The sequence below is a fragment of the Faecalibacterium sp. IP-1-18 genome, assembly GCF_023347355.1.
Lineage (GTDB): Bacteria > Bacillota > Clostridia > Oscillospirales > Ruminococcaceae > Faecalibacterium > Faecalibacterium prausnitzii.
This window is the reverse complement of sequence record NZ_CP094472.1, coordinates 2,526,929-2,547,922: the sequence shown is the minus strand read 5'-3', so window position 1 is coordinate 2,547,922 and position 20,994 is coordinate 2,526,929. Positions and strand designations below refer to the sequence as shown.

Annotated in this window: 16 protein-coding genes; 11 read left to right on the top strand and 5 right to left on the bottom strand. The window is 61.3% G+C overall.

What is annotated here, in order from left to right:
• The first annotated feature begins 3 nt into the window (after nucleotides 1-3).
• From MTP43_RS12130 to fabZ, 6 genes are read left to right on the top strand one after another with little or no spacing between them, the layout of a single operon-like run.
• Nucleotides 4-939 (top strand): nitronate monooxygenase, encoded by a 936-nt coding sequence (locus MTP43_RS12130; RefSeq protein ID WP_015537414.1) that lies wholly within the window; start codon nucleotides 4-6, stop codon nucleotides 937-939.
• Nucleotides 933-2,000 (top strand): NAD(P)H-dependent flavin oxidoreductase, encoded by a 1,068-nt coding sequence (locus MTP43_RS12125; protein ID WP_117526404.1) that lies wholly within the window; start codon nucleotides 933-935, stop codon nucleotides 1,998-2,000. Before MTP43_RS12130 ends, MTP43_RS12125 begins: the two co-directional genes overlap by 7 nt.
• Nucleotides 1,997-2,929 (top strand): ACP S-malonyltransferase, encoded by a 933-nt coding sequence (fabD, locus tag MTP43_RS12120; protein ID WP_097783120.1) that lies wholly within the window; start codon nucleotides 1,997-1,999, stop codon nucleotides 2,927-2,929. The genes MTP43_RS12125 and fabD overlap by 4 nt, the downstream gene beginning before the upstream one ends.
• Entirely contained in the window at nucleotides 2,926-3,675 is a 750-nt protein-coding gene (gene fabG / locus MTP43_RS12115) for a 3-oxoacyl-[acyl-carrier-protein] reductase (protein WP_117526405.1), read from the top strand. The genes fabD and fabG overlap by 4 nt, the downstream gene beginning before the upstream one ends.
• 12 nt (nucleotides 3,676-3,687) lie before the next feature.
• On the top strand, nucleotides 3,688-4,926 hold the full coding sequence (gene fabF, locus MTP43_RS12110; protein WP_117526406.1) for a beta-ketoacyl-ACP synthase II: 1,239 nt from the start codon (nucleotides 3,688-3,690) through the stop codon (nucleotides 4,924-4,926).
• 3 nt (nucleotides 4,927-4,929) lie between these two features.
• On the top strand, nucleotides 4,930-5,400 hold the full coding sequence (fabZ, locus tag MTP43_RS12105) for a 3-hydroxyacyl-ACP dehydratase FabZ (RefSeq protein WP_015537419.1): 471 nt from the start codon (nucleotides 4,930-4,932) through the stop codon (nucleotides 5,398-5,400).
• Nucleotides 5,401-5,471: 71 nt separating this feature from the next.
• On the opposite strand, the gene MTP43_RS12100 is transcribed toward fabZ, so the two are convergent.
• Both MTP43_RS12100 and MTP43_RS12095 read right to left on the bottom strand, forming a co-directional pair.
• On the bottom strand, nucleotides 5,472-6,518 hold the full coding sequence (locus MTP43_RS12100) for a glycerophosphodiester phosphodiesterase (protein WP_113620783.1): 1,047 nt from the start codon (nucleotides 6,516-6,518) through the stop codon (nucleotides 5,472-5,474).
• 80 nt (nucleotides 6,519-6,598) lie between these two features.
• Nucleotides 6,599-8,038, bottom strand: a complete 1,440-nt coding sequence (locus MTP43_RS12095) for a 6-phospho-beta-glucosidase (RefSeq protein WP_097785524.1) — start codon at nucleotides 8,036-8,038, stop codon at nucleotides 6,599-6,601.
• Between the two features lie 323 nt (nucleotides 8,039-8,361).
• On the opposite strand from MTP43_RS12095, the gene MTP43_RS12090 reads away from it, so the two are divergent.
• The 5 genes from MTP43_RS12090 (at nucleotide 8,362) to MTP43_RS12070 (ending at nucleotide 15,698) form a co-directional block, all read left to right on the top strand.
• The gene (locus MTP43_RS12090) at nucleotides 8,362-9,231 is read left to right on the top strand and encodes a phosphoribosylaminoimidazolesuccinocarboxamide synthase (RefSeq protein ID WP_097785525.1); all 870 of its coding nucleotides are present in this window, start codon (nucleotides 8,362-8,364) and stop codon (nucleotides 9,229-9,231) included.
• 157 nt (nucleotides 9,232-9,388) lie between these two features.
• Nucleotides 9,389-9,871 carry a MarR family winged helix-turn-helix transcriptional regulator gene (locus MTP43_RS12085; protein ID WP_015537423.1) on the top strand — a complete coding sequence of 161 codons (483 nt, stop codon included), beginning with the start codon at nucleotides 9,389-9,391 and terminating at the stop codon, nucleotides 9,869-9,871.
• Nucleotides 9,872-10,011: 140 nt separating this feature from the next.
• Complete coding sequence (locus MTP43_RS12080; RefSeq protein WP_113620784.1) at nucleotides 10,012-11,763, top strand: ABC transporter ATP-binding protein; 1,752 nt, start codon at nucleotides 10,012-10,014, stop codon at nucleotides 11,761-11,763.
• Nucleotides 11,763-13,682 (top strand): ABC transporter ATP-binding protein, encoded by a 1,920-nt coding sequence (locus tag MTP43_RS12075; protein WP_249234867.1) that lies wholly within the window; start codon nucleotides 11,763-11,765, stop codon nucleotides 13,680-13,682. Before MTP43_RS12080 ends, MTP43_RS12075 begins: the two co-directional genes overlap by 1 nt.
• 246 nt (nucleotides 13,683-13,928) lie before the next feature.
• Nucleotides 13,929-15,698 (top strand): glycoside hydrolase family 2 protein, encoded by a 1,770-nt coding sequence (locus MTP43_RS12070; protein ID WP_249234866.1) that lies wholly within the window; start codon nucleotides 13,929-13,931, stop codon nucleotides 15,696-15,698.
• Nucleotides 15,699-15,771: 73 nt separating this feature from the next.
• Here the strand turns inward: MTP43_RS12070 and MTP43_RS12065 are convergent, their stop codons facing one another.
• Genes MTP43_RS12065 through pth form a run of 3 tightly spaced genes read right to left on the bottom strand, consistent with a single transcriptional unit; the run spans nucleotide 15,772 to nucleotide 20,992 of the window.
• Complete coding sequence (locus MTP43_RS12065) at nucleotides 15,772-16,899, bottom strand: foldase (protein ID WP_249234865.1); 1,128 nt, start codon at nucleotides 16,897-16,899, stop codon at nucleotides 15,772-15,774.
• Nucleotides 16,896-20,372, bottom strand: a complete 3,477-nt coding sequence (mfd, locus tag MTP43_RS12060) for a transcription-repair coupling factor (RefSeq protein WP_249234864.1) — start codon at nucleotides 20,370-20,372, stop codon at nucleotides 16,896-16,898. Before mfd ends, MTP43_RS12065 begins: the two co-directional genes overlap by 4 nt.
• Before the next feature lie 41 nt (nucleotides 20,373-20,413).
• The gene (gene pth, locus MTP43_RS12055; protein ID WP_249234863.1) at nucleotides 20,414-20,992 is read right to left on the bottom strand and encodes an aminoacyl-tRNA hydrolase; all 579 of its coding nucleotides are present in this window, start codon (nucleotides 20,990-20,992) and stop codon (nucleotides 20,414-20,416) included.
• Between the last annotated feature and the right edge of the window lie 2 nt (nucleotides 20,993-20,994).

The window sequence follows — 20,994 nt, the reverse complement described above, 5'->3', positions numbered from 1 at the left end:
ACCATGAAACTTTTAAACGAGATCCTGGGGACGAAATACCCCATCATTCAGGGCGGCATGGCCAACATTGCCACCGGCGAGTTTGCCGCCGCCTGCTCCAACGCCGGTGCACTGGGCATCATCGGTGCGGGCGGCATGAATGCCGATACCCTGCGCCAGAACATCCGCCGCTGCCGGGAGCTGACCGACAAGCCCTTTGGTGTAAACATCATGCTCATGCACCCGCAGGCAGATGAGTTTGCCCAGATCGTGGTGGAGGAAAAAGTCGCCGTGGTCACCACCGGCGCAGGCAACCCGGGAAAATACGTTTCCATGTGGAAAGCTGCCGGTATCAAGGTGATCCCGGTGGTGGCTGCTGCCGTGCTGGCACGGCATTTGGAGCCGCTGGGCATTGACGCCGTCATTGCCGAGGGCACCGAGAGCGGCGGCCATGTGGGCGAGATGACCACCATGGCACTGGTGCCGCAGGTGGTGGACGCGGTCAGCGTGCCGGTCATCGCCGCAGGCGGCATTGCCGATGGCCGTCAGCTGGCGGCTGCGCTGGCACTGGGCGCCTGCGGTGTGCAGGTGGGCACCTGCCTGCTGGCAAGCGAGGAGTGCCCCATTCACCCCAACTACAAGGCCGCGCTGCTCAAAGCCGGGGACAGTGACACCATCGTCACCGGACGCACCGTGGGTGCACCGGTGCGTGTGCTGAAAAACCGCATGAGCCGGGAGTATGTCCGTCAGGAAAAGGCGGGCGCGGATAAGATGGAACTGGAAAAATACACGCTGGGCAGCCTGCGCCGTGCCGTCTTTGAGGGCGACACGGTAAGCGGCAGCCTGATGGCCGGTCAGGTAGCCGGAATGCTGCACGAGGTGCGCCCCGTGGCGGACATCCTTGCCGACCTGTGGCAGGGCGGGAGGCAGCGCATCGCCGCGCTGAACACCGAATGCTGACCCTTGGCGGCAAGCCCCTGCAAGTACCCATTTTGCAGGGCGGCATGGGCGTAGGCGTCTCGCTGGGCGGGCTGGCCGGTGCGGTAGCAGCCTGCGGCGGCATGGGGTGCATCTCCACCGCCGATGCAGGCTACCGCGAGCCGGATTTTGCCCGTGACCCGGCGGCAGCAAACCACCGTGCCCTGACCGCAGAAATTCAAAAAGCCAAGGCCATTGCCGGGGGCGTGGGTCTGGTAGCTATCAACGCCATGGTAGCCACCCGGGACTATGTCGAGGCTATCCGCACCGCCGTAGCGGCGGGGGTGGATGCCGTGGTCTCCGGTGCGGGTCTGCCGCTGGAACTGCCGGGTATCGTGGGCACCAAAGAGGTGGCCATTGCGCCCATCGTATCCAGCGCCCGGGCGGCAAAGCTCATCCTGCGCCGCTGGGCAAAGGGCTTTGACCGCACCGCCGATTTTGTGGTCATCGAGGGCTGCAAGGCGGGCGGGCATCTCGGCTTTGCCGAGGAGGACCTGCTGGCAGACCGCTGCCAGACCTTGGACGAAATTCTGCCCGGGGTGCTGGCCGAGGTAAATCCCTACGAGGAGCAATACGGCCACGCCATCCCGGTATTCGTGGCGGGCGGCGTGTACACCGGTGCCGACATGGCACACTTTACAAAGCTTGGCGCTGCGGGCGTGCAGCTTGCCACCCGCTTTATCCCCACCTACGAGTGCGATGCCTCCCAGACCTACAAGGACGTGCTGCTGGCGGCAAAGCCGGAGGATGTGCGCATCATCCACAGCCCGGTGGGAATGCCCGGCCGCGCCCTGAACACCCCGCTGGTGCAGGCGCTGGCCGAGGGCAAACGCTTCCCGCCCAAGCACTGCGCCCGGTGTCTTAAGACCTGCGACCCCGCTGCCGTGCCCTACTGCATCACCCACGCCCTCATCGAGGCGGTGAAGGGCAACGTGGAGGAAGGGCTCTTCTTCTGCGGCGAAAACGTGGGCAGGCTGGACCGGATGCGCACCGTGTGCGAGCTGATGGACGAACTTGTGACCGAATGGAGGCAGAACTTATGAAGCTTGCCGTACTTTACGCCGGTCAGGGTGCGCAGCACCCCGGCATGGGCAAGGAATTTTACGAAGCATCTCCCGCCTTCCGGGCGGCCTTTGACAGCGCAGCGCTGGATTTTGATCTGCACCGCGTCTGTTTTGAGGACCCGGACGGCGTTTTGAACCAGACCGAATACACCCAGCCCTGCATGGTGGCCTTTGCCTGCGGCGTGACCGCTGTGCTGGCCGAAAAGGGCGTAAAGCCCGCCTATCTTGCGGGGCTTTCGCTGGGCGAATACTCCGCGCTGCAGGCAGCCGGGGTGTTCACCGCAAAGCAGGCCATCGAGCTGACCGCCTTCCGGGGCAAGGCCATGGCGGAGGCCGCAAAGGGCCTTGCCTGCGGCATGACCGCCGTGCTGGGGCTGGACAGAGAAAAACTGTCTGCCTGCTGCGAACAGGCGGCGGAGACGGGCTGTGTGCAGATCTGCAACTACAACTGCCCTGGGCAGCTGGTCATCGGCGGCGAAAAGGCCGCTGTGGAGCAGGCTGCCGCGCTGGCAAAGGAAGCCGGTGCCCGCCGCTGCATCCCGCTGAAGGTCAGCGGCCCCTTCCACACAAAGCTGATGGCTCCCGCAGGGGATGCGCTGGCACAGCGCTTTGCGGGCGAAAACTTCGGCACCATGGAGACGCCGGTGCTGTTCAACTGTCTGGGGCATGAAAAGGCCGAGACCGACAGCATCCCGCAGCTGCTGGTAAAGCAGGTGCAGAGCAGCGTCTACATGGAGGACACTTTGCGCCGTCTGGGCGAGCTGGGTGTGGACCACATTCTGGAAGTCGGCCCCGGCAACGCCCTGAGCGGCTTTGTGAAAAAGACCCTGCCCGGGGTGGTCTGCACCGCAGTGGAGACCCCGGAACAGCTGGATGCAGTGCTGACCGCATGGAAGGATGCAGAATGAGTGAAGAAAAGCTGACCCGCGCCGCCATTGTTACCGGCGGCAGCCGGGGCATTGGCCGCGCAGTGTGCGTGGCACTGGCAAAGCAGGGCTGCAATGTGGTGGTGAATTACTGCCACGGCGCAGAGCCTGCGGAGCAGACGGCAGCGCTCTGCCGCGCCGAGGGCGTGCAGGCGGTGACCGTGCAGGCGGATGTATCCACCGCCGAGGGCTGCAAGGCGCTGTTCGATGCCGCTGCAGAGGCCTTTGGCCGGGTGGATGTGCTGGTGAACAACGCGGGCATCACCCGGGACAACCTGATTTTGCGCTTGACCGAGCAGGATTTTGAAGCGGTGCTGGACACCAACCTGAAAAGCGCCTTTCTCTGCTGCAAGGAGGCCGCCCGCCGCATGGTGCGCCAGCGCTATGGCCGCATCGTGAACCTTTCCAGCGTGGTGGCGCTGCGGGGCAACGCCGGGCAGACCAACTACGCCGCCAGCAAGGCGGGGCTCATCGGCCTGACCAAGAGCCTTGCCCGGGAACTGGCCGCGCGGAACGTGACCGTGAACGCGGTAGCACCCGGCTTTATCGACACCGACATGACTGCCGTGCTGCCGGAGGCGGTGCGCACCGGCATGACGCAGGGCATCCCCGCGGGCCGCGCAGGCCAGCCGGAGGATGTGGCACAGGCAGTGGCGTTTTTTGCCGCAGAACAAAGCAGCTATCTCACCGGGCAGGTGCTCTGTGTGGACGGCGGCATGGCAATGTAAAGGAGAACCCTTATGGAAAAACGCAGAGTTGTGATCACCGGCCTTGGCACGGTGAACCCGCTGGGCAACAATGTGGCGGACAGCTGGGCAGCAGCCCGTGCCGGTAAATGCGGCATCGGCCCCATCACCCAGTTCGACACCACCGACTTCAAGTGCAAACTGGCCGGTGAGGTAAAGGATTTTGACCCCGAGAGCGTGGTGGACAAAAAGGAAGTCCGCAAAATGGCGCGCTTCACCCTGCTGGCACTGGGCGCTGCCGCCGAAGCCATTGCAGACAGCGGCCTTGATACCGAGGCCGAGGGCAAGGACATCGGCGTCATCCTGTCCAGCGGCATCGGCGGTCTGCCCACGATCGAGGAGCAGCACGCCCGCGGCGAGGAAAAGGGCATGGAGAAGGTAAGCCCCTACTTTGTGCCCATGGCCATTGCCAACATGGCGGCGGCACAGGTGGCCATCCGCTTTGGTCTGAAGGGCATGTGCACCTGCCCGGTCACGGCCTGCGCCGGCGGCACCAACGCCGTAGGCGACGCCTTCCACCGCATCCGGGACGGCTACGAGCCGGTGATGGTCTGCGGCGGCGCGGAAAGCTGCATCAGCCCCTTGGGCATCGGCGGCTTTACCAGCATGAAGGCACTTTCCACCGCCACCGATCCGGACGCTGCCAGCCTGCCCTTTGACGCCCGCCGCGGCGGCTTTGTCATGGGTGAGGGCAGCGGTGTGCTGGTGCTGGAAGAACTGGAGCACGCAAGAGCGCGCGGCGCACACATCTATGCCGAGGTGGTGGGCTACGGTGCCAACTGCGATGCCTATCACTTTACTGCTCCGGCTCCCGGCGGCGCAGGTGCCATCGACTGCATGAAGCTGACCTTGGTGGATGCCGACATCGCACCGGAGCAGGTGGATCACATCAACGCCCACGGCACCGGCACCCACATGAACGATGCCTGCGAGACTGCCGCCATCCACGCCGTGTTCGGCGCACACGCCAAGGAGATGACCGTGGTCAGCACCAAGAGCATGACCGGCCATCTGCTGGGCGGCGCGGGCGGCATCGAGGCCGTGTTTACCGCGCTGGCGCTGCGGGACCAGTTCGCCCCGCCCACCATCCACTACGCCCAGCCCGACCCGGAGTGCGATCTGGACTATGTGCCCAACACCGGGCGGCAGCAGGAAATGCAGTACGCGCTGAGCAACAGCTTGGGCTTTGGCGGCCACAACGCCTGCATCGCCTTGCGCAGATGGGAGGGCTGACCCATGGCAGAACCCCGTACCGTGCGTGAAAACGCCAACACCCTGAGCAGCGTGCAGATTGCAGAAATTCTGCCCCACCGCTACCCCTTTGCCCTCGTGGACCGTGTTCTGGACTACGAGCCGGGGCAGTGGGCCATCGGCCGCAAGTGCGTCACCCGCAACGAGGAATTCTTCAACGGCCACTTCCCGGCGCAGCCGGTCATGCCCGGCGTGCTGCTGCTGGAAGCATTGGCACAGACCGGCGCTGTGGCAGCGCTGAGCCTGCCGGAAAACAAGGGCAAGCTGGCACTGTTCGGCGGCATCAAGAGTGCCCGCTTCCGCAAGCAGGTCACCCCCGGGGACGTGCTCACCCTCCACTGCGAGCTGGTACAGCAGCACGGCGCTGTGGGCGTAGGCAAGGCCTCGGCATGGGTGGACGGCAAGTGCGCCGTCACCGCAGAGCTGACCTTTGTGCTGACCGACGCAGCAGAATAAAATGAATGAAAAAGAGATAGGCGATCCCTTTCGGGAAAGCCTATCTCTTTTTTGTGTCTGTTCCGGTCGGTTTACTCTGCGGCAGCTGTCCCGGCGTCTGCTTCAGCAGTGGGGGCAGACTCTGCCGTGGCGGTTTCTGTTGGGGCGGTCGCTGCCTGTTCCTTCTCCATCCACTCCCGCACGCGGTCGGGGCGGTTGGTGATGTAGGCATCGGCGCTGGTGCGCAGCAGGCTGCGGACGGAATCTTCCGTGTCCACCGTCCACAAAGACACCTTGATGCCCATCTCGTGCAGTTTGTCAATGAAACCGGCGTTTTTGTAGGCGGTGTGGTACTCACAGCTGACCCACTCCGGCACAAAGTCCAGACTGCTGATATAGGCGGGCAGATCCCGTTGCGACAACAGGTTTTTATAGATCTCGTTCAGGCTCTCGCCGGGAAAGTTTGCCCGCAGCATACTTACCTTATCGCTCATCCAGCGGGTCATCCAGCTGCAATTTTCCTCGTCTGCTGCGCTCTCCGGCAGGGCAGCGTCCATGGCATCCATGTCGTCTATGCCGTTGGTCAGTCCCAGATCCTTCCAGATGATGGGCGGCGGCAGCAGCATGCTTTCCAGCTCGCCGTATACCAGTGCACCCACCCGCAGTTCGGGCAGCAGCTGCTTTGCCTGCCGCAGCAGCGCGTGGTTGAAGGAAACAAGGATCACCTGTTCTACCATCTCGGTCTGCTGCAGCACCTCCAGCACCCGGGGCACAAAGTCCGGGTCGTTGTCCATGGTGGATTTCAGTTCCAGATGCACGGTGCATCCCGGCATCTGCCTGCACAGTTCCATGGCCTCCTGCAGGGTGGCGATCTTCTCGTCCTGAAAGATGGCGTCCTTCCAGCTGCCAAAATCCAGTTCCTTTAAATCGCCCATGGTCATATCGTAGATCTTGCCGGAAATATCCGTGTGCAGATCGATCATATAGTCGTGGTGGATCACAAGCCCGGCGTCAATGGTCTGCTGTACGTCCATCTCTACGCCGTCCGCGCCAATCTCCATGGCTTTTTTAAAGGCAGTCAGGGTGTTTTCCGGTGCAAGATAGGAAGCACCGCGGTGTGCAATGATTTGTGGTGTCATAAATTTTCTCCGTTATCGGTTCGTCCTCACACGTTTACGCCCCGGCGCTGCCATACCGCAAACAGTGCCGGGGCGCTTGCTCAGGTCAGGTCCTCGCCGTCTGAAGCGATGACCTTTTTATACCAGTAAAAACTGTCCTTCCGGCTGCGGGCAAGGGTGCCGTTGCCGTCGTTGTCCTTGTCCACATAGATAAAGCCGTACCGCTTTTTCATCTCGCCGGTGGAGGCGCTCACAAGGTCGATGGGACCCCATGTGGTGTAGCCCATCAGCGGCAGACCATCCTCATTGACGGCCTTTTCCATCTCCTCGATGTGCGCCCGCAGGTAGTCGATGCGGTAGCTGTCGTGGATGGAGCCGTCCGGCTCTACGGTATCCACCGCACCCAGACCGTTCTCCACGATGAACATAGGCTTTTCGTACCGGTCGTAAATGGTGTTCAGGGTCACCCGCAGACCCACCGGGTCGATGGCCCAGCCCCACTCGCTGACTTTCAGGTAGGGGTTCTTCACCGATGCAGACACGGCGTTGCCTTCCGCATTCTCTGCCGCCATCAGCTCCTTATCCACCGTGATGCAGCGGCTGGAATAGTAGCTGAAGGATACAAAATCCACCGTGCCCTCCCGCAGCGTGCGGTCGTCCTCGGACTGTGTGTGCAGCTGCACCCCGGCGCGCTCCATCCGCTTTTTAGCCCACACGGGGTAAGCGCCGCGCACCTGTACGTCAGTAAAGAAGTAGTTGTCCCGGTCTGCCTCCTGCGCCGCCCGCACATCCTCCGGGGCGCAGGTGCGGGGGTAGAACTGACCCGCCGCCAGCATACAGCCCACCATAGCGTCCGGCATTTTTTCGTGCGCCAGCTTTACCGCCTTTGCGCTGGCCACCAGCTCGTGATGGGCGGCCTGATACTTGACCTGCTCCACATTCTCGCCGGGGTGGAATACCAGCCCGGCGCCGGTAAAGGACAGGTGCAGCAGCATGTTGATTTCATTAAAGGTGAGCCAGTACTTCACCTTGCCCTTGAAGCGGTCGAACAGCACCTCGCAGTAGTGGACATAGGCGTCCACCATGCGGCGGTCTTTCCAGCCGCCGTATTTTTTGATGAGGGCAATGGGAGTGTCAAAGTGGCAGATGGTGACCAGCGGCTCAATGCCGTACTTATGGCACTCGTCAAAAATGCTGTCGTAGAAGGCCAGTCCTGCCTCGTTGGGCTGAGCATCGTCGCCGTTGGGCAGGATGCGGGTCCATGCAATGGACAGCCGGAAGCACTTGAAGCCCATCTCTGCAAACAGGGCGATATCCTCTTTATAATGGTGATACAGGTCAATGGCCTCGTGGCTGGGGTAGAAATGTGCGTCATCGCAGCCCAGCATTTCCATATAGCCCGTTGCCACCGGAAAACGGTCCGGGCCGAAGGGGGTCACGTCCACCGTTGCCAGACCCTTGCCGTCTGCCTGCCATGCACCCTCGCACTGGTTGGCGGCGGTAGCGCCGCCCCACAAAAAGCCCTTGGGAAATTTGCCCATACTCTTTACCTCCTTGTTTACTTTTGCGCCCCTGCGGAGCGCAGATATACGCATACTACTATGATACCGCAACCGGCGGCGCTTGTCCATGACTGCATTTTGCAAAGGTGCGTGCATTTGGGGATAAAGTACGACTTTTATCGTCAAAACGCCGAAATTTCCTACTGTTTTTTGCGCACTTTTCACGATAAAAACACAAAACTTGCCTGTTTTTCTTTTATTCTGTTCCTTTTAAACCGCGCGGCAGTATGGTAGAATAATAGGGTAAGAACTGCGCTGCGCTGATGCGCTGCTGAGAACATGGAAAAATGGAGTGTTTGATTATGACTGAGTTCAAACCCATCAAAGAAGGCAAAGTCCGCGAGATCTACGACAATGGCGACAGCCTGATCATGGTTGCCACCGACCGCATTTCTGCGTTTGACGTCATCCTGAAAAACAAGGTCACCAAAAAGGGCACCGTGCTCACCCAGATGAGCAAGTTCTGGTTCGATTACACCCGCGATCTGCTGCCCAACCACATGTTGAGCGTGGATGTGCAGGATATGCCGGAGTTCTTCCGCCAGCCCCAGTTCACCGGCAACAGCATGATGTGCCGCAAGCTGACCATGCTGCCCATCGAGTGCATCGTGCGCGGCTACATCACCGGCAGCGGCTGGGCAAGCTACCAAAAGACCGGCAAGGTGTGCGGCATCCAGCTGCCCGAGGGCCTGCAGGAGTCCGATAAGCTGCCCGAGCCCATCTACACCCCCTCCACCAAGGCAGAGATCGGTGACCACGACGAGAACATCTCCTACGAGCAGAGCATCGACGTGCTGGAGAAGAAGTTCCCCGGCCACGGTCTGGAGTACGCCACCAAGCTGCGGGACTACACCATTGCCCTGTACAAGAAGTGCGCCGAGTATGCACTGTCCCGCGGCATCATCATTGCCGACACCAAGTTCGAGTTTGGTCTGGACGAGGACGGCAACGTGGTGCTGGGCGATGAGATGCTGACCCCGGACTCCTCCCGCTTCTGGCCGCTGGAGGGCTACGAGCCGGGTCACGGCCAGCCCTCCTTCGACAAGCAGTTCGTCCGCGACTGGCTGAAGGCCAACCCCGACAGCAACTACGACCTGCCGCAGGATGTCATTGACAAGACCATTGCCAAGTATCTGGAGGCCTATGAGCTGCTGACCGGCAAAAAGCTGTAAGCGTATCCCGTATCCATAAAAACCAAGGCTGCTGCGGAAAATTTTCCGCAGCGGCCTTTTTTGCGCCCCGCCCTCTTGACAAGGGGCGGGGAGATGGGTAATATATGTATCGCATCAAACAGTTTCACATCGAACAACTTGAATAGAGGAAACCATTATGTGTACACAGCACCCTATTGAAGAGCCCTGCAAGCTGGACCCGCCGTGGGAAGGGCCGCAGGTCATCCCCGCCCAGCTGCACCGGGTGGATAACCTGATCTTCCGCAGGCTGAACCAGTTTTCCCGCGCCAACGGGGTAGAGCAGACCACCCCCATGCACGGGTGGATCATTGAGTATCTCTACCGCCACCGGGACGAGCCGGTGTTCCAGCGGGACATCGAGCGGGAATTTTCCATCACCCGCTCCACGGTGACGAACATTTTGCAGCTGATGGAGCGCAAGGGCTACATCCAGCGGCTGAGCGTACCGCAGGATGCCCGGCTCAAGCAGCTGGTTTTGACCGAGGAGGGCATCCAACGGCACGAAAAGACCCTGCTGTCCTTCCACCAGACCGACGACTATGTGGCCGGACTGCTGACCGAGGAGGAGAACGCAGAACTGCTGCGGCTGCTGAACAAGCTGCGGGAAGCACTGAAATAACGATCTTTTCCGTCAAAGCGCCGAAAAAGGACTTGTTAAATTAGCAATTATGAACATTTTACGAAACGTCTTGACATTTAAATTGTTATGTATAAAATTGTTTTGTACCAAACAAATAAATTCAACAGGAGGGAACTCAGATGATCAAAAAGCTTGTGTCGCATCTGGGCGAGTATAAAGCCGCCTCGATCAAGACACCGCTCTTTGCTGCGCTGGAAGCCATTATGGATGTGCTGCTGCCCACCATCATGGCCTTTATCATCGACCAGGGCATTGAAAAGGGCGATATGAACGCCATCATCCGCTACGGCCTGCTTACCTTTCTGGTGGCAGCCATTGCGCTGGTGCTGGGCGTGCTGGCGGGCAAGTACGCCGCCGAGGCATCCACCGGCTTTGCCGGAAATCTGCGCGATGCCATGTATGAAAACATCCAGCATTACTCTTTTTCCAACATCGACAAATTCTCCACGGCAGGTCTTGTCACCCGCATGACCACCGACGTGACCAACGTGCAGAACGCTTTCCAGATGATCCTGCGCATGTGCGTGCGCGCCCCGGTGCATCTGGTGTTTGCAATGTTCATGGCTGTGATCATCGGCGGCCCGCTGTCGCTGGTGTTCGTGGTGGCGGTGGCCTTTCTGGTGGCGGTGCTGGCTGCCATCATGATCCCTACCTTCCACATCTTTGACCGTGTGTTCAAGAACTACGATAACCTCAACGCCTCGGTGCAGGAGAATGTCTCTGCCATCCGCGTGGTCAAGAGCTTCGTGCGCGAGGGCTTCGAGAACGAAAAATATACTGCTGCCTGCGAGAGCCTGTACAAGCAGTTCGTCAACGCGGAAAGCCGCCTGAGCTTCAATAACCCCGCCATGCTGGTGGCGGTGTACGGCTGCAACATCGCGCTGAGCTGGTTCGGCGCAAAATATGTGCTGCACGGTGCTATTACCACCGGCCAGCTGAACGCCCTGTTCGGATATATCATGAACATCCTTATGGCACTGATGATGCTGAGCACGGCCTTTGTCATGATCGCTATGTCCGCCGCCTCTGCCAAGCGTATCGTGGAGGTGCTGGACGAGCACACCGACCTGCCCCCGGCAAAGCAGCCGGTGCAGCAGGTGGCAGACGGCAGCATCCAGTTCGACCACGTTACCTTCAAGTATAAACACGGCAGCGGTCAGCCGGTGCTGAACGATATCAGCTTTACCATCCAACCCGGCGAGACGCTGGGCATCATCGGCGGCACCGGCAGTGCAAAGTCCAGTCTGGTGCAGCTGATCCCCCGCCTGTACGATGCCGAGAGCGGTACCGTGCGGGTGGGCGGCGTGGACGTGCGGGATTATAACCTTGACGTGCTGCGCCGCGAGGTCTCCATGGTGCTGCAGAAGAATGTGCTGTTCAGCGGCACTATTCTGGATAACCTCCGCTGGGGCGATGCCAACGCCACCGAGGAAGAGTGCATCCGCATGGCAAAGCTGGCCTGCGCGGATGAGTTCATCCAGTGCTTCCCGGATAAGTACAATACATGGATCGAGCAGGGCGGTTCCAACGTGTCCGGCGGCCAGAAGCAGCGCCTGACCATCGCCCGCGCCCTGCTGCGCAAGCCCAAGGTGCTGATTTTGGACGACTCCACCAGCGCCGTGGATACCGCGACCGATGCCAAGATCCGCAAGGCCTTCCGGGAGGAGATCCCCGGCACGACCAAGATCATCATTGCACAGCGCATTTCCTCGGTGCAGGATGCAGACCGCATTCTGGTGCTGGAGAACGGCCAGATCAACGGTCTGGGCACCCACGCAGAGCTGCTGGCGACCAATGCCATCTATCAGGAGGTCTACAACAGCCAGACGCAGGGCGGCGGCGATTTTGACAAGCAGGGAGGTGCGCAGTAATGGCAGTAAAAGAAGTACATGGCCCCGGCCCGCGGGGCGCACGGGGGCCGCGCCCCAAGGTGGAAAACCCGGGCAAGCTGCTGAAGCGCATTATGGATGAGGTGTTCCGCAACTATCTGCCCCACTGCATCCTTGTGCTTGTCTGCATCGTGGTCAGCGCGCTGGCCAATGTGCAGGCCAGCCTGTTCTTGCAGACTTTGATGGACGATTACATCGTACCCATGACCCGCCAGCAGAACCCCAGCTTTGCACCACTGGCCGGTGCATTGGTGCGGATGTGCTGCATCTACCTTGTGGGCATTCTGGCCGCATGGGCCAACGCCCGCATCATGGTCAACGTAACGCAGGGCACGCTGCGCAATCTGCGCACCAAGCTGTTCACCCACATGGAAAGCCTGCCCATCCGGTATTTTGATACTCATCCTCACGGCGATATCATGTCCGTGTACACCAACGATGTGGATACCCTGCGCCAGATGCTCAGCCAGAGCATCCCGCAGCTGGTGTCCAGCGTCATCACCATCGTATCGGTGTTCTTCAGTATGTGTATGCTCAGCTGGCAGCTGACCATCGTTACCATGCTCATGGTGGCGCTGATGCTGTTCTGCTCCAAGCAGATCGCAAAAAGCTCCTCCAAGTACTTCATCCAGCAGCAGCGGGATCTGGGCAAGGTGAACGGCTACATCGAGGAGATGATGGAAGGCCAGAAGGTGGTCAAGGTGTTCACTCACGAGCAGCAGACCCTTGCCGGCTTCCGTGAGTTGAACGACCAGCTGAAGGAAAGCGCCAAACAGGCCAACGCCTTCTCCAACATCATGATGCCGGTCAACGCCCAGCTGGGCAACATCAGCTACGCCATCTGCGCGCTGGTTGGTGCAGCCATGGCCGTGGGCGGTGTCGGAGGCATGACACTTGGCACCGTGGTGGCCTTCCTCAGCCTGAACAAGGGCTTCAATATGCCCATCAGTCAGGTGTCCATGCAGGCCAACAGCGTCATCATGGCACTGGCCGGTGCCGAGCGTATCTTCAAGATGATGGACGAGCCCAGCGAGACCGACGAGGGCTATGTGACGCTGGTGAACGCCAAGTACGACCGCAACGACCAGCTGGTGGAGACGAACGAGCGCACCGGCATCTGGGCGTGGAAGCACCCCCACCACGACGGCACTACCACCTACCACAAGCTGGCGGGTGACATCACCTTTACGGACGTGGACTTTGGCTATGTGCCGGAAAAGACGGTGCTGCATGACATCAACCTGTATGGCCGTCCGGGACAGAAGATCGCCTTTGTCGGCTCTACCGGCGCGGGCAAGACCACCATCACCAACCTGATCAACCGCTTCTACGATATTCAGGAGGGCAAGATCCGCTACGACGGCATCAACATCCACAAGATCAAAAAAGCCGACCTGCGCCGCTCGCTGGGCATCGTGCTGCAGGACACCCACCTGTTTACCGGCACGGTGATGGAGAACATCCGCTACGGACGGCTGGAGGCCACCGATGAGGAGTGCATCGCCGCCGCCCGCCTTGCCAACGCCGATGGCTTTATCAAGCGCCTGCCGGAGGGCTACAACACTATGCTGACCGGCGATGGCGCTAACCTCTCGCAGGGACAGCGCCAGCTGCTTGCCATTGCCCGCGCAGCCGTGGCAGACCCGCCGGTGCTGATTTTGGACGAGGCGACCTCCTCCATTGATACCCGCACCGAAGCGCTGGTGCAGCGCGGTATGGACGGCCTGATGTACGGCCGCACCAGCTTTGTCATCGCGCACCGCCTGTCCACCGTCCGCAATGCAGACTGCATCGTGGTGCTGGAACAGGGCCGCATCATCGAGCGCGGCAGCCACGACGAGCTGATCGCTAAAAAGGGCAAGTATTACCAGCTTTATACCGGTAATCTGGCCGAGAACTAAGCAATTTCCAACCTTCTCACAAAGCCGCCGCACAGCCATGCCGCCGTGCGGCGGCGTTTTTTGCTCTCATAAAGAAGCAATTCTGGAAAATCCGCAGATTTTCCAGAATTGCAAATATAAAAATAATTTTCCGCTGAAGATGGCCAGAGCTACGCGGCGGCCATTCAAAATCGTCCGCTCCCCGGTATACAAACGCCCCGGGCTGTGCTAGAATGGAGCAAACGAGTAGAAAAGGCTGGTGAGTGTATGCATCCTTTGACGGAATATCCCCGCCCCGCCATGCGCCGGGACAGCTACGAGAACCTGAACGGCCCGTGGCAGTACGCCATCACCGCTTCGGCACAGCGCCCGGCGGGCTGGGATGGTGAGATCCTGGTGCCCTACGCGCCGGAGTGCCGCGCCTCCGGGGTGGGGCGCACATTGCAGCCCGGGCAGTGGCTGCACTACCACCGATACTTTGCGCCGCCCGCCGGGACGGGCGGACGGGTGCTGCTGCATTTCGGTGCAGTGGACTACGCCTGTGCCGTGCAGGTGAACGGCCATCTGGTGGGCGGTCACCGGGGCGGCTACTGGCCCTTTACGCTGGATATCACCGCGCAGCTCAACGGCACAGGCCGCAACAGCCTGTGGGTGGCGGTGCAGGACCCCACCGGCCACGGCACACAGGCGCGGGGCAAGCAGACCTTGCAGCCCGGCGGGATGTTCTACCCCGCGCAGAGCGGCATCTGGCAGACGGTCTGGCTGGAGCGTGTGCCGGAAAATTACATCCAGTCTCTCACCGTTACGCCGGACTACGATGCCCGCACCGTGACTGTGAAAGCCCATACCTCTGCGCCCGGCGGCGCGGCGAACCTGTGGGCTGTAGTGCGCGCCGGGGGTGTGACCATTGCCGAGGACTGGGGCAGCGATGAGACCGGCCAAGACGGTGAGGTGACGCTGCATATTGCGGACGAGTATTTCTTCCCGTGGAGTCCGGACACACCCTTTTTGTACGATTTGACCGTGGGCACCACGCAGGGAGAGGAAGAGCAGTTCGACACCGTGCACAGCTACTTTGCCCTGCGCAAGTGGAGCTGCGCACCGGACGCAAGGGGCGTGCTGCGCTTTTGCCTGAACGACAAGCCCATCCTGCTCAACGGCCTGCTGGATCAGGGCTACTGGCCGGAGGGGCTGTATACCCCGCCCTCGGATGCGGCGGTGGAGCGGGAGCTGAGCGAGGTAAAGGCGCTGGGCTACAACCTGCTGCGCAAGCACGCAAAGCTTGAGCCGCAGCGCTGGTACTACCACTGCGACAAGCTGGGGCTTGTGGTCTGGCAGGATATGGTCAACGGCGGCAGCAAGTATAACCTGTGGTTCGTCACCTACCTGACCAATGTTTTGCAGCCGCTTATGCGCCGTCTGCCGGACAAAGCGCCCCTGTGGGGACTGCTGAGCCGGAGCAGCGAAAGCAGCCGGGAAGAATACCGCCGGGAGCTGGAAGATACGGTGCAGGCGCTGCGCTGCCACCCCTGCGTGGGCTGCTGGGTGCCCTTTAACGAGGGCTGGGGACAGTACGATGCCGCCGGGGCGGTACAGGCCATCCGTGCGCTGGACGACACCCGCCTTGTAGACGAAGCCAGCGGCTGGTACGATCAGGGCGGCGGGGATGTATACTCCCTGCACAACTACTTCTACCCTTTGCGGGTGCGCCCGCAGACGCGCACCGTGGCGCTGAGCGAGTACGGCGGCATTGCATGGCCCATGCCGGGGCACGAGCCGCCCCGCAAGACCTACGGCTACGGCACAGCCAAAAGCCGGGAGGAGCTGACCGCCCGGTACAAAAAAATGCAGCTGGGCACGGTGCTGCCGCAGCTGCAAAAAGGGCTTTCGGCGCTGGTGTACACCCAGCTGACCGACGTGGAGGACGAGGTGAACGGCCTGTTTACCTACGACCGCACCGCCATCAAGCCGGACGCCAACGCCGTCCGCTCGGTGAACGCTGCCCTTGCCGCAGAGTTTGCAAAAGTAATAAAATAAAAACAACGCCCGGGTTTTCCACCTTCCACAGGAAGGATGTGGAAAACCCGGGCGTGTTGTTTTTACAAAGCCATTAGCTGTTGGCGCTGTTGGCGCTGGTGGCGTTCACAATCTTGGCGGCGGGCAGCTTGCTCATGGCAGAGCTGCTCAGGGTGCTGTCCAGCTGGGCACCGTAGGCGGCAAGGGCATCGTTCAGCTCCTCGCCCTTCATGTCGCTCAAAATCTGGCTGCGCAGAGCATCCAGCGTGGAAACGCCCAGCGGGTCCAGACGGACGGCCAGCATCATGGCGTAGCCGGTGTACTGGATGGCAGCTGCCTGTCCGTAGGCAAGGCCGCGCAGGGTATCGGCGGCACCCTCCTGCGTAAAGGCGTCGGTCAGGTCGCTCTCGCCCAGCAGGTCGGTCTGCAGGGTGCTGGTGGAGGGAACCTCTGCATCCAGCACGGCGCAAATATCGGTCAGTGCGCTGCTTGCGATGCTGTTAAAGGCGGCCATCTGGCTGGAGGCGTCCTCCGGGGCGGCGGCGTTGTAGCTGTCCACAGCCTTCTGGGCAAGGGAGAGCATCTCGGCCTTCTGGTCATCGCTGGCAAAGGCGAAGGTGCTGGTGTTGTACAGGGGCACGGTGATAAAGCCGATCTCGTACATGGTGCTGTCCAGATGCTCGGTCAGCTCGCCGTCCTCCACAGGGGTCTCGCCGTCCTTGCCGTAGACAAGATCCAGCAGCAGGACCTGCTTGTACTGCAGCTGCTGGAACAGCTTCAAAGTCTCCAGCCCGATGCCGTTGGCAGTGTAGGCATCGCCGTAGTTATCCATCAGCTGCTGGGCGTAGCTGTCGGCAGCTGACTTCTGTTCCTCGGTCAGCTGGCCGCCCAGTTCAGTAAAGCGGGCGTCTACGGCGGCAAGGGTCTGCAAGGTCTCAAGGGTCTTTTGCGCCACATAGTCCTTTACCACGGCGGTCTCGCCGGTGTCGGCATCGGTGGTGATGGTGGCCTTGAGGAAGGAATTCACCTTGCTGGTGTCCTGCTCAGAGTCCGCCAGCTGCGCAGCCTGCTGGTAGGCATCGTACTGCGCCAGCAGGTACAGGCCGCTGGTCACCTCAAAATCGCCGATCTTGCCCACGGTGTCCGGGGTGGAGAGTGCGCAGCCCACAAGGCTGACGGTCAGTGCAAGTGCGCATACCAGCGCAAGCAGTTTCTTTTTCATTGGTTTGGCTCCTTGTTGTTCAAAATGGCATCCATGGCTTTCAGGATGCTTTGCAGCAGCTCCAGCGGCTTTTCGTCCGGCTGCAATACCACCGAGAGATAGGGTTTGCTGCCCGCTCCGGCGGTGACACGGCCATTGAAAGCCTGCAGCAGGCCGCGGATCATGGCAAGTTCCAGCGTTTCCAGATTCAGCACGAGGGTGTCCTTCTTCTGGGTCACCTCGTACACGCCCACGGCGGCGGCCTGCACGCGGACGAGGGAGACGTTGACCAGATCACTCACCGAGGGCGGCGGGTCACCGTAGCGGTCAATGAGCTCGTCCAGCACATCGGCGGCGTCCTCCGGGGTCTGGATGGCGGCAATGCGCTTGTAGGCTTCGATGCGCCCCGCGCCGTCCGGGATATACTTTTCCGGGATGAAGGCGTCCACCCGCAGGTCCACAAGACAATCGCTCTTGTCCCGCTGGACAGGCTCGCCCCGCGCCCGGGCAATGGCCTGTCCCAGCATTTTAACGTAGAGGTCGTAGCCCACGGCTTCCATGTGGCCGTGCTGGCTGTGCCCCAGCAGACTGCCCGCGCCGCGGATCTGCAGATCCCGCATGGCGATGCGGAAGCCGGAGCCGAAAGCGGTGAACTCCCGGATGGCGGAAAGCCGCTTCTGGGCGATATCGGTCAGGGTCTTGTCCCGGCGGAAGGTGAAGTAGGCGTAGGCTTTGCGGCCGGAGCGTCCTACCCGCCCACGGATCTGGTACAGCTGTGCCAGACCCATGCGGTCGGCATCCTCAATGATGAGGGTGTTGCAGTTGCGCACATCAATGCCGGTCTCGATGAGGGTGGTGCAGACCAGAATGTCGATCTCGCCGTTCAGCAGGTGCTGCCACACGGGGTTCAGCTCTTCTTCAGTCATCTTGCCGTGGGCAATGCCTACCCGCGCACCCGGCACCATCTGGCTGACATGGGCGGCGCAGGATTCAATGTTGTCCACCCGGTTGTGCAGGTAGTACACCTGCCCGCCCCGGGCAAGTTCTTTCTTCATGGCTTCGGCAAGGATAACGTCGTTATATTCCAGCACAAAGGTCTCCACCGGCTGGCGCTCGATGGGCGGCTGCTCGATGGTGGAAAGATCCCGGATGCCGCTCATTGCCATGTTCAATGTGCGGGGGATGGGGGTAGCCGACAGGGTGAGCATATCCACCCCGATGAAGTTCTCCTTCAGCTTTTCCTTGTGCTTCACGCCGAAGCGCTGTTCCTCGTCGATGATGACAAGACCGAGGTCGTGGAACTTTACGTCCTTGGACAGCAGCCGGTGGGTGCCCACCACGATATCCACGCTGCCGGCCTGTAAGCCGCGCAACGTCTCCTTTTGCTGCTTTGCGGTGCGGAAGCGGGACAGCATCCCGATCTTCACCGGAAAAGCCTCCATGCGGGAGAGCAGGGTGTTGTAGTGCTGCCACGCCAGCAGGGTGGTGGGTGCCAGCAGGGCGCATTGCTTGCCGCCCATGATGCACTTGAAGGCGGCGCGCAGCGCCACCTCGGTCTTGCCCACGCCCACATCGCCGCAGAGCAGCCGATCCATGGGGTAGCCCTTTTCCATGTCCTGCTTGATCTCGGCGGTGGCGTGCAGCTGGTCGTCGGTCTCGTCGTAGTCAAAGCGGGTCTCAAAGTCCCGCTGCCAGTCGCCGTCCGGCGGGAAGGCGTAGCCCGTGGCCTGACGGCGGCGGGCGTAAAGCTCGATCAGCTCCTGCGCCATCTCCTCGGTGGCCTTTTTCACCTTGGCGCGGGTGCGCTGCCACTCGGTGCCGCCCAGCTTTGCAAGCTTTACCTTTTCCTCGTCACCGGGGGCGGTGTAGCGGCTGAGCAGGTCCAGCTGGGTCACCGGCACATACAGCACGTCTGAGCCGGAATACTGCACCTTGAGGTAGTCCTTGGTAGCGCCCTGCACCTCCAGCCGCTGGATGCCGGCGTACATCCCGATGCCGTGGCTCTGGTGCACCACATAGTCCCCGGGCTTGATGTCCGAAAGGCTGGACAGGGCGTTTTTATTCTTCTTGCGCTTTTTGGCTTCGGCGGCGGCTTCCTCGTCCAGCCCGTGGCGGCGGCTGGAAAGCACCGCTGCGTGGGCAAAGGGGAAGGTACACCCGGCGGTCAGGTGTCCGGGCAGCACCTGCAAAATGCCCTTGGCGGGGCGCACATCCCGGCTCATGCTCACGGAATAGCCCTTGTCGGCAAGGTCGCGGGTCAGGGCAGCTGCGCCCTTGGGCGTACCGGCAAACAGGGTAACGGCGTAGCCTTGAGCGATGAGCGGGTCTAAGTCCTCCCGCAGGGAGGCAAGGTCGCCGTTCCAGTTGGGGGCGGCAAAGGCTTCGGCGTTGATGAGGTCTTTCAGCTTGAACTCGTTCATCCCGCGCAGAAAGTTCTCGCACAGCAGGGTGCTGTGGTTCTGGGCAGCAATGACAAGATCATCCATGGTCTGGTACAGCACATCCAGCCCGGGGCAGAGCACGCCCTCTTCCAGCAGTCCGGTCAGCTCCTCGCTGCGGCGGAACTCAGTGGCCTTTTGGGCATCCCGGATGCCGCCCACTTCGTCCAGAATGAACAGCGGTGCGTCCAGATGATCCAGCAGCGTGGCGGGGGTGGGGTAGCGGATGCCGTAATATTTATCCATGGCCTCCGGCATCATGCCGGAATCCAGCTGGGAAAGGTCGGCTTCGGTGGCCTTTTCCAGCGCGGTGCGGTGCTTGCCGCGCGCCTTTTTGATGGCGCTGCGCAGCGCCTCGGCGGTCTCGGCGGTGCTGCCGAACAGCACCTCGCGGGCAGGGGAGAGGTATATTTTTTCCAGTGCGCCGTCCCGCCGCTGGGTCAGCAGGTCAAAGGAGGACATGGAATCGATCTCGTCGTCCCAGTACTCCACGCGGGCGGGCTGACGCATATCCGGCGCGTAGATATCCACGATATCGCCGCGCACGCTGAACTGTCCCGGGCCGTCCACCTGACTGCGCCGCACATACCCGGCGGCAAACAGCCGCGCCACCAGCGCTTCGCGGTTATACACCATGCCGGGCTTTAAGGTGAGGGTATTCTGGATGAACTCAGCCCGGGGCACGGTGTACTGCAAAAGGGCTTCGGCGGGCACGCAGACGGCCTGCAGCCGCCCGCCTGCCAGTGCACCCAGCACCGAAAGGCGGCGGTACTCGTACTCGCGGCCTGCGCCCTCCACCGGGCGCAGCATAAAATCCCGGGGCGGGAACACCGCAGCAGTAAGCCCCAGCGCCTTGAGGTCGTCCGCAAAGCGGGTGGCTTCGGCTTCGCCGGGGGTCACGATGCACAGCACCCGCCCAAGGTCCTTTTGCAGGGCGGCATACAGCAGTGCCCGGCCTGCGGGCGGCAGACCGAACAGCGCCGCCGGCCCTGCGGAGCCAAAGCTTGCGGCGACCTTCTGATATTCCGGTGTGGCCTTGAGTAAGGCTTCGTACATGGAAAAACCTCCTTTCCTGTCAGGATGCGGGAGAATGATTTTTACCCGTTATACTTGCTCTGTGCCAGACTGAGCTTGCCGTCCATGATGAGCTTTGCGGCGGCTTCAAGGTCGGGGTAGCGGTCGGCGATGGCCTTGGCGTCCTCTGGCGGGAACTTGCCCAGCACCCATGCGGCAAGGTCGTAGTCCGGGTGGGGCTTTGCGCCGATGCCGATGCGGATGCGGGGGAAATTCTCCCCGCCCAGCCGGGCAATGATGCTTTTCAGGCCGTTATGCCCGCCCGCAGAGCCGGAGGGACGGATGCGCAGCTTGCCGGGGGCTTGGGTGATGTCATCGCACAGCACCAGCACATGGTCGGCAGGGATCTTGAAAAAGCCCGCCATAGGGGCGATGGAATCGCCGGAAAGGTTCATGTAGGTCAGGGGCTTTAGCAGCACCACCTTGTGGCCATTCACCTCGCCCTGTCCCCACAGGCCTTGGAACTTGGTTTTGCCCACAGAGATGTTCCACTTGTCGGCCAGCGCGTCCAGCGCGGCAAAACCGGCGTTGTGGCGGGTGCCATCGTACTTTGCTTCGGGGTTGCCCAGCCCTGCAATGAGCCAGATATCGTTTTCATTCATGA